This window comes from Acinetobacter sp. Ac8 (assembly GCF_055392545.1).
The window spans coordinates 3,448,107-3,465,536 of sequence record NZ_AP043689.1; the positions used below are offsets into that span (position 1 = coordinate 3,448,107).

The window sequence follows — 17,430 nt, forward strand, 5'->3', positions numbered from 1 at the left end:
AAACGAGTTTAAAGGATCACTCTAAACTCGTGTTGTTATTCTAAAGAATTAAAGGTCAAGGATTAGTTTAGCTGGCTCTTCAAGTAACTCTTTAACAGTTACCAAGAAGCCTACAGCTTCTTTACCATCAATCATACGATGGTCATAAGAAAGCGCTAAGTACATCATTGGAAGAATTTCAACTTGACCATTTACAGCCATAGGACGCTCTTGGATTTTGTGCATACCTAAAATAGCAGTTTGTGGTTGGTTCAAAATAGGTGTTGAAAGTAATGAACCGAAAGTACCACCGTTGGTAATTGTGAAAGTACCACCAGTCATATCTTCAATTGCTAATTTACCTTCACGTGCTTTTGCAGCATACGCACCAATACCTGATTCAACTTCAGCATAGTTCATACGGTCAGTATTACGTAATACTGGGACCACTAAACCACGATCGGAAGAAACCGCAACACCGATATCATAGTAACCATGATAAACAATATCATCACCGTCGATTGAAGCATTTACCGCAGGATAGCGTTTAAGTGCTTCAGTTACAGCTTTAACGAAGAATGACATAAAGCCTAAACGTGCACCATGACGTTTTTCGAAAGCATCTTTATATTGCTTACGCATTTCCATCACAGGTTTCATGTTAACTTCGTTAAACGTAGTCAACATCGCAGTTTGTTGTGTAGCAGCAAGAAGACGTTCAGCAACACGCTTACGTAAACGTGTCATTGGAACACGTTTCTCGATACGCTCACCCACTGCAACGCTTAATGGTGTTACAGCTGCAGCAGCTGGTTTAGTTTGATGATTTGCAACATCTTCTTTGGTGATACGACCACCACGACCAGTACCATCTACATCCGCAGCAGCAATACCTGTTTCAGTTAAAGCTTTACGCACTGCAGGTGCTTGATCTTGTACTTGAGCACGCTCAACAACAGGTGCATTACCCGCTTGAGTTTGTGCCGCAGCTTGTTCTACTTTCTCTTCAGATTGAACTGCTTGAGTTTGAGTAGCGCCAGAAACAGCACCTTCTTCAAATGTCGCAATAACTTCAGAAGAAAGAACTGTGTCGCCTTCATTTTTGATGATTGCAGAGATAGTACCATCAGCAGGAGCAACAACTTCTAAAACAACTTTATCCGTTTCAATATCACAGATGACTTCATCACGTGATACCGCTTCACCTGGTTGTTTGTGCCAAGTTGCAATTGTTCCGTCAGCAACTGACTCTGGGAACACCGGTGCTTTAATTTCGGTTGCCATTATTTAGATTCTCCTGATTGTTCAGCTACGATCGCAAGTGCGTCATTCACGAGCTGAGCTTGTTGTTTTGCATGCAAATATGGTGAGCCACATGCAGGTGCAGCTGAAGCTTCACGTCCTGCATAGCTAATTTGAACTTGTAGAGCAGACTTCATTACACCTTCGTATAAACGAGGAGCAATGAATAACCATGCGCCTTGGTTCTTCGGTTCTTCTTGACACCAAACAAGTTCTTTTATGTTTGGATATGTCGCAAGCACTTCAGCAAGACGTTTTTCTGGGTATGGGTACAATTGTTCAACACGTACCACCGCAATGTTCAAGTTTTCTTCACGACGTTTTTCAAGTAAGTCGTAATAAACTTTACCACCACAAAGTACAACACGTGTTACATCTTGTTTGTTGATTTGATCCACTTCATCAATCACAGTCTGGAATGTACCAGTTGCAAGCTCTTCCAAAGTTGAAGTTGCAAGTTTATGACGAAGTAATGACTTCGGTGAAGTCACGATCATTGGCTTACGAATCGGGCGAATTGCCTGACGACGCATTGCATGGAAAATCTGTGCAGGTGTCGTTGGTGTAATCACTTGCATGTTTTCTTCAGCACATAACTGTAAGAAACGCTCAAGACGTGCAGATGAATGCTCTGGACCTTGACCTTCATAACCATGTGGAAGAAGTAATGTTAAACCACACACACGTTCCCATTTGGTTTCACCAGATGAGATGAACTGATCAATAACCACTTGGGCACAGTTTGCAAAGTCACCGAACTGAGCTTCCCAGATTACCAAGCTTTTTGGCAATGTTGTTGCATAACCATATTCAAATGCAAGCACAGCCATTTCTGACAATAATGAGTCATAAATTGCAGTACGTGGCTGGTTTTCTTTGATATGACACAGTGGAATATAAACCGAACCATCAACTTGGTTATGTAGCTTGGCATGACGGTGTGAGAATGTACCACGACCAACATCTTCACCAGTCAAACGCACCAAGAAACCATCATCAAGGATAGAAGCATAAGCTAAAGTTTCTGCTGCACCCCAGTTTAATGGCATTTCACCAGTTTGCATTTTCAAACGTTCATCGATCACTTTAGATACTTGGCGTTGCATCACGAAACCTTCCGGTAATTCGCGCATTTTTGTACCAATTTCTTTTAAGCGTTCGATTGGGAAAGTCGTATCCCAAACATCTGTATATTCATGGCCTAGATACGGTTTCCAGTCCACAAACATTTTATCATTTGGTTCAAGCACTAAAGCATTGGCAACATGGTTACCTGCTTCAAGATCTTCACGATATTTTTCAACTAAAGCATCTGCATCAGAACGATCTAATACTTTTTCTTGTACCAATTGATCCGCATAAAGCGTACGTGTAGTCGCTTTTTTATTGATCACTTGATACATCATTGGTTGTGTTGCTGCTGGCTCATCTGCTTCGTTATGACCACGACGACGATAACAGAACATGTCAATCACAACATCTTTACGGAATGTATGACGGAAATCATGTGCCAATTGCGCAACAAACAATACAGATTCTGGGTCATCACCATTGACATGGAAAATTGGCGCCTGAATCATTTTTGCAATGTCAGTACAGTATTCTGTAGAACGTGCATCACGTGGATCAGATGTAGTAAAACCAACTTGGTTGTTGACTACGATATGAACCGTACCACCTACTGTATAACCACGCGTTTGTGACATTTGGAAGGTTTCTTGGTTGACACCTTGACCAGCAAATGCAGCATCACCATGTACGATTACAGGCAATACGTCATCACCACCAATGTCTTTACGACGTACTTGGCGTGCACGAACTGAACCTTCAACCACAGGACCAACAATTTCTAAATGCGATGGGTTAAATGCCAAAGCCAAGTGAACTTCACCACCAGGTGTCATCACATTTGATGAGAAACCTTGGTGATACTTAACGTCACCTGAACCTTTTTTAGCTAAAGTTTTACCTTCAAACTCACCAAACAAATCAGCTGGGTTTTTACCCATGATGTTCACAAGTAAGTTTAAACGACCACGGTGTGGCATCCCAATTACGACTTCTTTACAACCTACAGAACCTGCACGTTGAATAAGTTCGTTTACCATTGGAATGAAAGATTCACCACCCTCTACACCAAAACGCTTCGCACCAACATACTTATTACCGAGGAATTTTTCTAAGCCTTCAGCAGCAGTTAAACGTTCAAGTACGTGTTTCTTTTGATCTGCCGAGAAACCGAACTGACCGCGTGCACCTTCAAGACGTTGTTGAATCCAGCGTTTTTCTTTGGTGTCAACAATGTGCATATATTCAGCACCAATAGAAGCACAGTATGTTGCCTCCATTGCGCTAACCATCTCACCTAAAGTTGCTTCAGTTTTACCAATCGCCAAATTTCCAGCATTGAAAACTGTATCTAGGTCAGACTTGGTTAAACCATGTGCAGCAAGATCTAAATCTGGCACATCTTCACGTTTAGCCAAACCTAGTGGATCAAGCTTCGCTTTTTGATGACCACGGTTACGGTATGCTGCAATCAGTTGCAAAACACCGATTTGACGACGTTCATGCTCAGTACTTACTTCACTTTGCACAACAGGCTGAACACGACTTGAATTACGACCTAATAATAAGAATTGCTCACGAATGTTTCCGTGTGGTTGGTCACCTTTAGGGAATTTATCGAAATATTGACGCCAATCCTCACCTACTGAGGTTGGAGAAGAAAGGTACTGTTCGTAAAGCTCTTCAATATACGCTGCACTATCAGCGGAAAGTTCAGTATCAAGACGCAATGCGTCAGCAACTTCTTGCATTTGTGGACCCATTTCCTATTGCAAAAACATTAGAGGGTGCTTTTTAAGCACTCCCATGATTGATAATGCCAAATCGGTAAATTGACATTCACCCATCAGATACTCATGACCAAGGGGCGTTATAAACATTAGCTTTTACTAATGCATACAATGAATCATAACGCCCTCAATGGCATCATCACTCACTTATATACTCAACCGAAGCTGAGCAATTTTTTGCAAATCGACTTAGAAAAAACAAAGGCTTTTTTGCTTTTTCTAAAGCGGTTCTAATCTTTGCTTATAAAATTATTTATAAACTGATCTGGATCACACTTATGTAGAAAAAATGTACCAAAAACATGGTGTGTTTTTCACATATAGTGGTTTGTTAAATCGTAACATGATCTGTCACTTCAATTGATTTTTTTGACACATACCACCTATAAATTAGCGAAATACATACAAGAAATAATCTATTATTATCCATCCATTTATATCGGGTCTGTTGATACTTTTTCAATGCTTAAAGCTTAGATCCCATTCACTCGAACAAAAAACAACCATCTCATTAAAAATCCAATAAAAAAAGAGCGTACATCCCAAGATGTACGCCCTTTTTTCACATCGTATTAACCCGCTTGATCGAGCAACATGCTACGGATATGACCGATCGCTTTTGTTGGATTCAAGCCTTTCGGACATACAGACACACAGTTCATAATCCCTTTACAACGGAATAATGAGAATGGGTCATCAAGACGTGATAAACGATCTTGTGTCGCAGTATCACGAGAATCAATAATGAAACGGTATGCATTCAACAATGCTGAAGGACCCAAGAATTTATCCGGGTTCCACCAGAATGATGGGCATGATGTTGAACAACATGCACAAAGAATACATTCATACAAACCATTTAAGTGCTCACGCTCTTCTGGAGATTGTAAACGCTCTTTTGGTGGTGCAGGTTGATTATTGATTAAGAATGGATGAATTTTGTCATACTGATCGTAGAACTGATTCATGTCCACAACTAAATCTTTAACCACTGGCAGACCAGGTAATGGACGAATGACGATTTTTTCAGGCAAATCGTTCAAGTTCCATAAACACGCAAGACCATTTTTACCATTAATATTCACACCATCTGAACCGCAAATACCTTCACGGCAAGAACGACGGAATGTTAATGATTCGTCTTGAACTTTTAATGCTAAAAGCGCGTCAAGCAACATACGATGCTTATCCGTCAACTCTAGTTTAAAAGTCTGCATATACGGTGCTTTATCCTTATCAGGATCATAGCGGTAGATTTCGAATGTACGGGTACCTCTACTCATCTTATTTCTCCCGATTAGAATGTACGTGGTTTAGGTTCAATTGGGTCTACAGACAATGGGCTGTAACGTACTGGCTTGTATTCAAGATGGTTATCCGCTGAATACCATAAAGTATGTTTCATCCACTCATCGTCACGACGACCATATGAATAGTGCTCATCATCAGCAGGCAATTCATAATCTACAACAGTATGTGCACCACGACATTCTTTACGTGCAGCAGCAGAAATCAATGTTGCTTTCGCTACTTCGTATAAGTTTTCAACTTCCAAAGCTTCAATACGTGCAGTATTAAATACTTTAGATTTGTCTTTTAAATGAATGTTACGTACACGTGGTTCAATCGCAAGAATCTGCTTAACACCCTCATCAAGCAAGGCTTGAGTACGGAATACACCCGCGTGGTCTTGAACGATATCACGAATCGCATCCGCAACTTCTTGTGCATTTTCACCAGAAGTAGAATCATCTAAATGATTGATACGTTTCAACGTGTTCACAAGTACATCATTTGGAAGTGGTTGGTATTCATCACCGTGATGTTTAGTCACGTAATCGATGATGTGTTCACCAGCAGCTTTACCAAATACAACCAAGTCAAGTAATGAGTTGGTACCTAAACGGTTTGCACCATGTACAGACACGCAAGAACACTCACCAATTGCATAGAAGCCTTTTACAGGCACTGTATAATTCATTGTACCGTTGGTTGTGTATTCATTTGCAGCCTTATCAAAACCTGCATAGAAATCTGCTGCATTTTTCGCTGTTTCAGGAATAACCACTTGACCATGAATATTGGTCGGAATACCACCCATTTGATAATGGATTGTTGGTACAACTGGAATTGGTTCTTTGGTGATATCCACGTTTGCGAATTTCTTACCAATCTCAAATACAGATGGTAAACGCTTCATGATGGTATCTGCACCCAAGTGAGTCATATCAAGTAGGATATAATCACCTTTAGGACCACAACCACGGCCTTCTTTGATCTCTTGGTCCATAGAACGTGATACGAAGTCACGCGGAGCCAAATCTTTCAAAGTTGGAGCATAACGTTCCATGAACGGTTCGCCATCTTTGTTACGAAGGATTGCACCTTCACCACGACAACCTTCCGTTAATAATACGCCTGCACCAGCAACACCTGTTGGGTGGAATTGCCAGAATTCCATATCTTGTAATGGAATACCCGCACGAGCAGCCATACCAAGACCATCACCAGTATTGATATAAGCATTGGTAGATGCACGGTAAACACGACCAGCACCACCTGTAGCAAACAATGTTGCTTTGGCTTGGAATACAGCAATTTTGCCTGTTTCTTGGTCAATTGCTGTTACACCGAGTACATCACCTGCTTCGTTACGGATTAAGTCTAATGCAATCCATTCAACGAAGAATTGAGTACCCATTTTCACGTTACTTTGATAAAGCGTATGAAGAAGCGCATGACCTGTACGGTCGGCAGCAGCACAAGCACGCGGAACTGGTTTTTCACCATAGTTCGCAGAGTGACCACCAAATGGACGTTGATAAATTGTACCGTCAGCATTACGGTCAAATGGCATACCTAAGTGTTCAAGCTCATAAACAACTTTAGGCGCCTCACGACACATAAATTCGATTGCATCTTGGTCACCTAACCAGTCAGAACCTTTTACCGTGTCATAGAAATGATAGTGCCAGTTATCGTCTTGCATGTTACCAAGCGATGCACCAATACCACCTTGAGCCGCAACAGTGTGAGAACGTGTTGGGAATACTTTAGTTAGCACTGCAACTTTCAAACCTGCTTGAGCAAGTTGATATGAAGCACGCATACCTGAACCACCACCACCAACGATGACTGCATCGAAGAACTGGCTTGGAATATTTGAATAATCTTCTTTAGGGGTTAAAGCGCCCATGACATTTTCCTATCAATTCGCCCAAAAAATCTGGATTGCCCAGATCGCATATGCAATAACAGCAATAATCACTGCTGAAGTTAACACGATGCGTAAACCTGAAGCTGAAGGACCCATCTGACGAGTAGTCACATAGTCAGTGAATACTTGCCACATACCAATCCAAGCATGCGCAACAAGAGATAAGACTGCCAATAAAGATAAAATCTTCATCGGAAGTGTCATCATAAAGCCAAACCATTGCTCATAGTTAAATCCGCCATTGCACAGAATCCAACCTAATACCACAACAGTATAAACAGCTAGAACTACAGCACTTACGCGTTGGATATACCAATCACGAGAACCTGAACCCGTTAAACCTGTAGCACTTTTCATTAGAGAACGATCCATACAAATGAAGCGATAACTGATATCGCAGCCAAGATTAATGCAATAGTTGCTGCTACGCGACCGCTTTGCAACTCTTCAGCAAAGCCTAGGTCAGCAAGTAAGTGCTTAATACCCATAATGAAATGGAATAATAAACCAGCGACAAATACCCATACGATAAAACGTACAATGAAGCCACCAAAGATTGCTTGAACTTGAGCAAAGCCTTCAGGCGAAGACAAAGACTTGTCTAAAAGCCACAAAAGTACCGGTACGAGTAAAAATACGATGACACCTGATAGACGGTGTAGAATTGATGCAATAGCCACAGGGGATTTTAAGTTTACATCTAAAACTTGACCCATGGACAAATTGACAGGTCTGTTGCTTTTCACAGCGGGCATCCTGTAAGTAAAAACTCCATCCGGAGTTTGTTGGAATTAATTCGAAGGAAAGCTAGCATTGTCAGACAAATTTAATTGCCTGAACTTTAAACGACACTGAATTATAAAACGTGCACTGTCAAAATACAAACCATCGAAATTGGCTTTTTCTTTAAAAATCACTCAAATAAGAATCATTTACACCCATTTGAAAAATAAAGCAGATCCCCCACCTCTGTTTTTCAAGGCTATCTCGTTATTTTTTATGACATTTAAACATATTACTTTTACACATAATTACGACTTATATTATTTTTATAAATTTAGACTAAAGCACAACATTACGGACAAAATCGTCCTGTGGTTGATTTCTCCCTCCTGTTTTATTTTTCATCAGCTGGTTAAGCTTTAGTAGATACCCAACATGTTATTTTAAAATAGTCCTTTATTCCTATTTTAAATGGGTGCCATTTAATTCAGTGATTTGACTGAAAGCTTTATAATAAGAAAGAAAGACTTAGTTTGTGAATAATTCATAATTTAGCTGCAAGATTTTATGGTATTTGATTATTCCTAAGGCAACTAAATGCCTATTTTCATACTGATTCGATTATTTTTTATCCTTTAAAAGCTTCAATAAAAACTATTTTTTAATCAATTAAGCATTAAAATGAAAATAAATATTTCATCAACTCATTTGGGTGTTTTTTACACAAAAATAATGGCAAAAGCTATGTAAGTCGTGAAATTCAGATGGTTTTAAAACAGCAACAATGCATTTCGCAACTTACAAAAGCCACAAAATATTGGTCAAAAATGCCATTTCCTGTCTAGCAATCACAATTATTTTTCTGCACCTTCTTTAGAATTTACCTTATTATACTGACCGACTCTGAAATTTAATGATCAATCTTACTGGTTAAAGTTAGACTAACTACTGATGAAAACATTGTTTTTTCATCCATAAGTATAATTGACAAAATTTCAGTACTCACTAAGCTAAATAGCAATTTTTGATCCGTCTGACTTGTACATTACAAGATGACTCAGCAAGTTAGATAAAATATCCACCAGGACAGGAGATCTATTGAATGTCTGCAGCAACTGGCAAGAAAGCCGTTCTAGAGCTTGATGGCAAAAAAATTGAATTACCAATTTACAGCGGCACATTGGGCCCAGATGTAATCGACGTTAAGGATGTGTTGGCTTCAGGTCACTTTACTTTTGATCCTGGTTTTATGGCGACAGCTTCTTGCGAGTCTAAAATCACTTTCATTGATGGTGATAAAGGCGTTCTTTTACACCGTGGTTATCCGATTGCTCAACTTGCAACTCAAGCTTCTTACTTAGAAACTTGCTATTTATTGTTAAGCGGTGAGCTTCCAACTGCTGAACAAAAAACAGACTTCGAAAACAAAGTCCGCAACCACACAATGGTTCACGATCAAGTTAGCCGTTTCTTCAATGGTTTCCGTCGTGATGCTCATCCTATGGCGGTTATGTGTGGTGTAGTGGGTGCGTTATCTGCGTTCTATCACAACGGTTTTGACGTTGAAAACGTAGATCACCGTGAAATCACTGCAGTTCGTTTAGTTGCTAAAATTCCTACTTTAGCTGCTTGGACTTACAAATATACAATCGGTCAACCGTTCGTATATCCACGTAACGATTTAAGCTATGCTGAAAACTTCTTGTACATGATGTTTGCTACTCCAGCAGATCGTGATTACAAAGTTAACCCTATTCTTGCTAAAGCAATGGATCGTATCTTTACGCTTCATGCTGACCATGAACAAAATGCATCAACGTCTACAGTACGTTTAGCTGGTTCTACAGGTGCTAACCCATATGCATGTATCGCTGCGGGTATTGCTGCACTTTGGGGACCTGCGCATGGTGGTGCAAACGAAGCTGTTCTTAAGATGCTCGATGAAATCGGCTCAGTAGAAAATGTTGCACCGTTCATGGAAAAAGTAAAAACTAAAGAAGTTAAACTTATGGGCTTCGGTCACCGAGTTTATAAAAACTTCGATCCACGTGCAAAAGTAATGAAAGAGACTTGTGACGAAGTGTTAAGTGCACTTGGTATCAATGATCCACAACTTGCGCTTGCAATGGAACTTGAACGTATTGCATTAAGCGATCCGTACTTCATCGAACGTAAACTTTACCCGAACGTAGACTTCTATTCAGGTATCATCCTTAAAGCGATTGGTATCCCAACAGAAATGTTTACGGTAATCTTTGCGCTTGCACGTACAGTTGGTTGGATCAGCCACTGGTTAGAAATGCACAGCGGCCCGTACAAAATCGGTCGTCCTCGTCAGCTTTATACTGGCGAAACTCAACGCGATATCAAACGTTAATTCGTTACGCGTTCAGATCGAACAAGAGACCACCCTTTGGGGTGGTTTTTTTATTACATATTCATACCAATTTTCATACCAATTGGTATAATCTATTTATTTTAAAATTCATTTAAAATCAAAACATAACAATACCAATAATAAGCATAGAAAACTGAAATTTATATTTTTACTATAAAACTTACAAATCACTACTTTAAAAAACACCCAACAAATAACTTTATTTTATATATTGTTTAAAAATTTTTTATTAATACATTTTCAAAGGACTTGAAGATGCCTCAACATTTATCCAAACAAGTGCACGACCCAGATCAAGCTTTTTTTGGTCACCCTAAACCATTAAAAGGTTTATTTTTTACCGAGCTTTGGGAACGTTTTTCCTATTATGGTATTCGCCCTTTATTAATCCTCTATATGGCGGCTTTAGTTGCTGATGGCGGTCTCGGTTTAGATCGCCCAACAGCATCAGCAATTGTCGGCTTATTTGCAGGCAGTATGTATTTAATGACCGTATTGGGTGGATGGGTTGCTGACAATTATCTCGGTCAGGAGCGCGCTGTGTGGTACGGTTCACTGATCATCGCACTCGGACATTTATCCATTGCATTGGCAGCTTTATTTGGACATTTCTTTTTTTATTTTGGTTTAGTATTGATTGTGATCGGTTCTGGTTTATTTAAAACCTGTATTTCCGTCATTGTTGGCACTTTATATCAGGCTCAAGATTCACGGCGTGATGCAGGATTTTCCATTTTTTATATGGGAATTAATCTAGGTTCGTTGATTGCCCCACTATTGACTGGTTTATTGGTTAAAGAACATGGTTGGCACTGGGGAATCGGTGGCGTTGGAATGTTAATCGCCTTACTGATTTTTAAGTTAATAACTGTGCCTCAATTAAAACAATTTAATCATGTGCAAGGCAATGAAAATAACTGGGCTCGTCCTGTACATTACAATCCTAAAGCACCCCAAATGATCATAGGTTTTATTGCCGTTGTTGGCTTGATTATCGGTCTAGTTTCTCTTGGCATAATTAACATCAATCCAATTCAGATCGCCACATATTTCACGATCACAATCTGTATTTGTATTGCCTTATATTTCAGCTATCTATTACTCTTTGCTGGTTTGAATAATACTGAGAAAAAACAAATCATTATCTGTTTTATTTTACTCATCACCGCTGCACTTTTTTGGTCGGCATTTGAACAAAAACCAACATCTTTCAATCTTTTCGCCCAAGACTTTACAGATCGCCAATTCTTTGGCTTTGAAATACCCGCAGTTTGGTTTCAATCGATTAACCCGCTTTTCATTATTATTTTCGCACCGATCATCGCATGGCTTTGGGTTAAATTAGGCAAACAAAATCGTGACCCTAGCTATATCACCAAATTCATTATTGCTTTACTCCTCGCTGCGGGTGGTTTCCTCGTGATGAGCATTGCCAGTTACTTGATCACCCAAAATGGTGGAACTGTTTCTGCATTGTGGATCGCATCAAGCCTCCTGCTTTTAACACTAGGTGAATTATGCTTAAGCCCTGTTGGTCTTTCAACGATGACGAAACTTGCTCCAACCATCATTCGTGGACAAGTGATGGGGCTTTGGTTTACAGCATCTGCTTTAGGAAACTTGATGGCAGGTTTAATCGGTGGTCATGTTTCTATCCATGAAGTTGACCAATTACCCTTGCTATTTGTGCGATGTGTCATCGCTTTACTTCTTGGCGCACTCGTTCTATGGTTAATGAGAAAACCGATTCGTAAATTACTCAATCAAACATCGACCCCCTCTCAAAAATCTATTGATATGCAATTGGAAAAAGTATGAACAGTTTGTCACCTGCCAACAAATTAGAAAACCTTCGTACAATTATGAAGAAATATCAGCAGGATGCTTTTATCGCCATGAGTGCAGATCCACATATGTCAGAATATCTACCTGATTATTGGAAAATACGTCAATGGCTAACAGGCTTTACAGGTTCAGTCGGCACAATTGTAGTTACTCAAGACTTCGCAGGTTTATGGGTAGATGGTCGATATTGGGTACAAGCTGAACAGCAACTGGAAAATACAGGTTACGTTTTACAAAAGCAGACACCTGATGAATCATCAACACATTTGGCTTGGCTTTCACAACATTTAGCCAAAGATGCAAAAATTTCAGTCAATGGACACACCATTTCCGCCTTACAGTTTGATGCGCTAAGTCAAGTTGCTCAATCCCAGCAATTTGAAATCCAAACAGACTTAGATTTAATTGATGAAATTTGGACTGAACGCCCAGCACTGCCCTTACAACCCATTTGGCAAATGGCAGATGCTTTAAATGCGCAAACACGCTTAGAAAAAATAACTGCGATCCGTCACAAACTTATTCAGAAAAAAGCAACAGGGCATTTTATTTCTGCACTCGATGATATTGCTTGGATTTTGAATTGTAGGGGGCGTGATGTTGAATATAATCCCGTGTTCTTAGCACACTTATATATTGACCATTCTCGAACTGTGCTTTTTATTGATGATGCAAAACTTTCAACTGAAATGCAGCAAAGATTTGCTTTGGATAACATTGAAATCTTAGCTTATAACGCAAGCATCGAGTTTTTGCTCGAACTTAAACAACAAAATATTTTAATTGATCCTGCTAAAGTCTCAATTTCATATGCACAGGCCATTGAGCAGCAAAGTCATTTAGTCCAAGACATTAATCCAAGCACCTTATTTAAATCGCAAAAACAGCCTATTGAAATTACCCATATACGCAGTGCAATGACCAAAGATGGTGTTGCCCTATGTCATTTCTTTCATTGGCTAGATAACGCATTGGCTGATAAAGAATCGATCAATGAACTCACCATCGACGAAAAAATTTCAGGCTTTCGCGCACAACAAGCAGGTTTTATTGGATTAAGCTTCTCGACAATTGCAGGCTTTAATGCCAACGGTGCATTACCCCACTATCGCGCTACAGAAGAAAGCTTTAGCGAGATTAGTGGTGATGGTTTGCTGCTGATTGATTCAGGCGCACAATATGATGAAGGAACCACAGACATTACCCGTGTTGTTCCTATAGGCACCGCAAGCGTTGAACAAAAGCGCGATTACACACTTGTATTAAAATGTCATATTGCACTTGCTCAAACTGTTTTCCCAGAAGGTATTGCATCACCTCTTTTAGATTCGATCACACGTCAAACCTTGTGGAAATATGGTTTGGATTATCGTCATGGTACAGGTCACGGTGTAGGCTATGCATTGAATGTTCATGAAGGCCCACAAGTGATTTCATATTATGCCCCAGTCACACCCTCCACCAAGATGCGTGAAGGGATGATTACCTCTAATGAACCAGGCTTATACCATCAAGGCAAGTACGGCATTCGAATTGAGAATCTTGTCGTCAACAAAATTAAACATTTTGAAGATACGACCTATGGTCAATTTTTAGAATTCGAAACACTAACACTATGCCCGATTAACCTGACGTGTATCGTTTTAGACCTACTCAGTCATGATGAAAAAGCATGGTTGAATCAGTACCATCAAACAGTCAGAGAGCGATTAGCACCTCACTTAGAAGGTGATGTTTTAAGCTGGCTAAATGAAAACACCCAAGCTATTTAACATTTTCCGTAAAATTTAAAAAGCTCAAAGCACCTGACTTTGAGCTTTTTAAAGCAAAAATAATGATATAAATCAAATTAAAATGCATTTGCTATCATTTAAACCAGATATAATCAAAATATGGATCAACGACCCCATTCCATTTTCGCCATATACGGGCGAATTTTTTTAATACGTTGGATATTGGTCTTTTCAATCTGAGTTAATTGATTTTCAACATTGGTACTGCATGGCATATACCAATTATCGTTAGCAAATTGAGAGGCAATCTCTTTATTGGCAAATGAATAACCATGACGCGCATAAATTTCATTACGCATCCAGTCCAGCTCTTCAGGAGGAATTTGTAGATCCTCATCTTTTAATAAACGTTGTGATGCAACTGGATAATCACCGACATCTTTTTGATAGCGACACTGTTGCGGCTTTAAATCAAAATATTTTGGTTTAACCTTAGCCGTTGTAGATTCCCAACTAGACTCCAACACATTCGGCTGATTCTGTTTTACAGTAAACGTAAACACACCACTACTTGCTTTAGCACCACTTTCTGTAGCGGTAATTTTATAACCTTGTGAAGTCGTCTGTACTTTTCCTGAAAAATTTTGTTTATTTTTACCAAGAACACTATAGCCTTTGACCTGATTACGATCGATAGATTGGATGAAAACAGCAATTTTCTGCTCATCATATTTTCCAGACCAAGATTTTTGCAACTGTTGAATATCCAGTGCATAGCTATTCTGGAAACCAATCATTCCTAATCCGACGAGTGCGATTAAACTTTTATTCATTGTTATACCTATTTGTTATGAAGATATTGGATGCATTTTCACATTGATTTTAGATTAAATTGTTTGCTTTGTGATCTACTTTAAGATAAATAAATCAGGATTCTCTGTGGTTTATTTTAAAATCTATGCCATCCTCAAACATAAATATGCTGTTTCAACCTATCTTCCACTATAATTTCTCAATCACCATTCCATTATAAGCAGTGATGAACACAACAAAAACCGCCTTGGCATATTCAAGCTTGAGTCTAATTTCACTCGTGATCTATGCTTATTTATGCTATCTCATGGTCGCAATATGTTTGCAATATTTCCCATGGCAAACTGATCAGCATTTTCTCTTGTTAAAGCAAGATGTAGTCAATACTCAACCTTGGCAGGCGGCTTTTAAAATCCATGTGATCAGCAGTAGTTTTGTACTCATCGCTGGATTTACACAGTTTTTCCGTGTCTTTCGCACGCGTTATCCCCGAATTCATCGCTGGAGTGGTTGGCTCTACATCATCACCATTTTGGGGCTGTCTTTACCCAGTGGCTTAATTTTAGCTTTTTCAGCGGCTGGAGGGTTATCCACACAAATCAGCTTTGTCTTATTAAGTTCACTCTGGGCGATCACCACCCTATCCGCTTTGTACTTTTTATTGAAAAAGTGCTGGATTTTACATCGTGACTGGATGATCCGTAGTTTTGTACTGAGCCTTTCAGCGCTGAGCTTAAGGACATGGAAAATCGTGCTTTATCAGTTACAACCATATTTTGATTGGTTAACCCCAATTCACATCTATCAGCTAGAATCTTGGTTAGGTTGGGTGGTCAATTTAATCCTAGCTGAAATCATTATTTTTGGATTACATCGTCGCACAGGACAAAAAATAAAAGCCCTAAATTAATTTAGGGCTCTCACAAAAAGTGTTAAGCAATTGAATGATAAGCTTATTTTTTAATCACGCTATAATGGTTTAAATCTAGTTGTTTTAATTGATTACGTAATTGTTGCAATGACCATGGCCATGCTGCAAAGTTACGACCATTTTCATCCAGATAATAAGACTTACACCCACCCGCATTAAATACAGTGGTTTTTAAATGTTTTTGCAGACGTTTGTTATGCTGGGCAAGCACATCCGCTTTGATTTCAAAGCGAGTGAATTTTTGCTCACCCATTTTTAGCAAGCCATCAACAATATAGCCGACTTGTGCTTCTGCGATACCAATAAATGAATCATAGACCAGAATGTTTGGACCGAGGACCAAGAACGCATTCGGCACATGTTCAATACTGGCGCCCAAATATGCTTCAGGTGAACTATTTTTCCAACGCTCGGCAAGGACTTGACCATTGCTATCATAAACCCTTTTACCAATCGGAGGATGTGAAACTTCAAAGCCTGTTCCCCAAATAATCACATCCACTTCATGACGTTCACCATTTGCTGCAACCACTGTATTTCCATCAATTTCAACCAAACCATGTGCAATCAGATTCACATTATCTTGTTGTAGTGCTGGATAATAATTGTTTGCAAACAATAAGCGCTTACATCCAATGGTAAAGTTCGGTGTTACTGCTTTACGCAAGGTTTCATCTTTAATTTGTAGTTTGAGTAATTGCTTACTTAGGAAATTCACGGGTTCCAATACTTTAGGATTACGCAATCCAAAGTTAATCCCATTTAAAATCTGTGCAATGCTATTACGCCAAGTTTGTTGAATGATTGGGAAACGAGAAATGATCCCCTTAGCCGTTTCGTTTAACTCCATATCCGCCTTAGGTAGTACCCATGGCGCTGTACGCTGGAATACGATCAGCTGTTTCGCTAAAGGTTGTACTTGCGGGATAAACTGAATTGCAGAAGCCCCTGTACCAATCACTGCAACACGCTTACCTGTTAAATCATAATCATGATTCCAACGTGCTGAATGGAACATTTCACCTTTAAAACTTTCAATTCCCTTTAATTTCGGCAAAGCAGGTTCAGTAATCGGTCCTGTCGTAAAGATCACCGTCTTGGCTTGATATTGACCTTTTGATGTTTCTAAATGCCACATATGTTGTGCTTCATCCCATTTGGCACTGATCAATTCATTATTAAATTCAATTTTCTCACCAAGGTCATATTTTTCCACCACTTCTTCTAAATAGCTTAGAATTTCTGGTTGCTTGGCAAATAAATGACTCCACTTATGGCTTGGTGAGAAAGAAAATGAATAAAGTGCTGAGGGTACATCACAACCGCAGCCCGGATAATTATTGTCGCGCCATGTTCCTCCCACACGACTGGCTTTTTCAAGGACCACATAATCGTTATAGCCTGCTTGATTCATTTTATAGGCAGCAGCAATCCCTGAAATACCCGCACCAACCACAATGGTGTCATAGATGTGCACAGCTTCTTTGTGCTGAGTCTTTGGCGCTTTTTCTTCAACCGATTGTTCAAGCTTTTTAGATTGAGCGCTTATTTGTGTTTCAACTTTTACCTCAGCCTTATTTTTAGCTTTAGCTGGAGTTTGGACTTCAGCTTTAGGGTGATTTGCTTTCGCT

At 39.5% G+C, this 17,430-nt stretch carries 12 protein-coding genes; 4 read left to right on the forward strand and 8 right to left on the reverse strand.

Going from position 1 to position 17,430, the window contains the following annotated elements:
* Window positions 1-48: 48 nt before the first annotated feature.
* The 6 genes from odhB to sdhC form a co-directional block, all read right to left on the reverse strand.
* Window positions 49-1,263, reverse strand: coding sequence for a 2-oxoglutarate dehydrogenase complex dihydrolipoyllysine-residue succinyltransferase (gene odhB, locus ACZ5QH_RS16480; protein WP_004717280.1), 1,215 nt, complete (start codon window positions 1,261-1,263; stop codon window positions 49-51).
* Entirely contained in the window at window positions 1,263-4,100 is a 2,838-nt protein-coding gene (locus ACZ5QH_RS16485) for a 2-oxoglutarate dehydrogenase E1 component (RefSeq protein ID WP_004717282.1), read from the reverse strand. Before ACZ5QH_RS16485 ends, odhB begins: the two co-directional genes overlap by 1 nt.
* A gap of 611 nt (window positions 4,101-4,711) precedes the next feature.
* Complete coding sequence (locus ACZ5QH_RS16490) at window positions 4,712-5,422, reverse strand: succinate dehydrogenase iron-sulfur subunit (RefSeq protein ID WP_004717284.1); 711 nt, start codon at window positions 5,420-5,422, stop codon at window positions 4,712-4,714.
* 14 nt (window positions 5,423-5,436) lie between these two features.
* A complete protein-coding gene (locus ACZ5QH_RS16495) occupies window positions 5,437-7,335 on the reverse strand; it encodes an FAD-dependent oxidoreductase (RefSeq protein ID WP_004717286.1) in 1,899 nt (632 codons plus the stop codon).
* 12 nt (window positions 7,336-7,347) lie between these two features.
* Window positions 7,348-7,713 (reverse strand): succinate dehydrogenase, hydrophobic membrane anchor protein, encoded by a 366-nt coding sequence (sdhD, locus tag ACZ5QH_RS16500; RefSeq protein WP_004717289.1) that lies wholly within the window; start codon window positions 7,711-7,713, stop codon window positions 7,348-7,350.
* Complete coding sequence (gene sdhC, locus ACZ5QH_RS16505) at window positions 7,713-8,111, reverse strand: succinate dehydrogenase, cytochrome b556 subunit (RefSeq protein ID WP_126606943.1); 399 nt, start codon at window positions 8,109-8,111, stop codon at window positions 7,713-7,715. Before sdhC ends, sdhD begins: the two co-directional genes overlap by 1 nt.
* A gap of 1,070 nt (window positions 8,112-9,181) precedes the next feature.
* Between sdhC and gltA the strand changes: the two genes are divergently transcribed.
* The 3 genes from gltA (at window position 9,182) to ACZ5QH_RS16520 (ending at window position 14,094) form a co-directional block, all read left to right on the forward strand.
* Window positions 9,182-10,456, forward strand: coding sequence for a citrate synthase (gene gltA / locus ACZ5QH_RS16510; protein WP_004717293.1), 1,275 nt, complete (start codon window positions 9,182-9,184; stop codon window positions 10,454-10,456).
* Between the two features lie 276 nt (window positions 10,457-10,732).
* The gene (locus ACZ5QH_RS16515) at window positions 10,733-12,295 is read left to right on the forward strand and encodes a peptide MFS transporter (protein ID WP_303576294.1); all 1,563 of its coding nucleotides are present in this window, start codon (window positions 10,733-10,735) and stop codon (window positions 12,293-12,295) included.
* On the forward strand, window positions 12,292-14,094 hold the full coding sequence (locus ACZ5QH_RS16520; RefSeq protein ID WP_303576295.1) for an aminopeptidase P family protein: 1,803 nt from the start codon (window positions 12,292-12,294) through the stop codon (window positions 14,092-14,094). Before ACZ5QH_RS16515 ends, ACZ5QH_RS16520 begins: the two co-directional genes overlap by 4 nt.
* Before the next feature lie 125 nt (window positions 14,095-14,219).
* On the opposite strand, the gene ACZ5QH_RS16525 is transcribed toward ACZ5QH_RS16520, so the two are convergent.
* Entirely contained in the window at window positions 14,220-14,888 is a 669-nt protein-coding gene (locus ACZ5QH_RS16525) for a YARHG domain-containing protein (protein ID WP_034612492.1), read from the reverse strand.
* A gap of 206 nt (window positions 14,889-15,094) precedes the next feature.
* Between ACZ5QH_RS16525 and ACZ5QH_RS16530 the strand changes: the two genes are divergently transcribed.
* Window positions 15,095-15,778 carry a DUF2306 domain-containing protein gene (locus ACZ5QH_RS16530; protein ID WP_303576296.1) on the forward strand — a complete coding sequence of 228 codons (684 nt, stop codon included), beginning with the start codon at window positions 15,095-15,097 and terminating at the stop codon, window positions 15,776-15,778.
* 43 nt (window positions 15,779-15,821) lie between these two features.
* Here ACZ5QH_RS16530 and ACZ5QH_RS16535 read toward each other — a convergent pair whose 3' ends face one another.
* Window positions 15,822-17,348 carry a flavin-containing monooxygenase gene (locus tag ACZ5QH_RS16535; RefSeq protein WP_303576424.1) on the reverse strand — a complete coding sequence of 509 codons (1,527 nt, stop codon included), beginning with the start codon at window positions 17,346-17,348 and terminating at the stop codon, window positions 15,822-15,824.
* Window positions 17,349-17,430 lie beyond the last annotated feature (82 nt).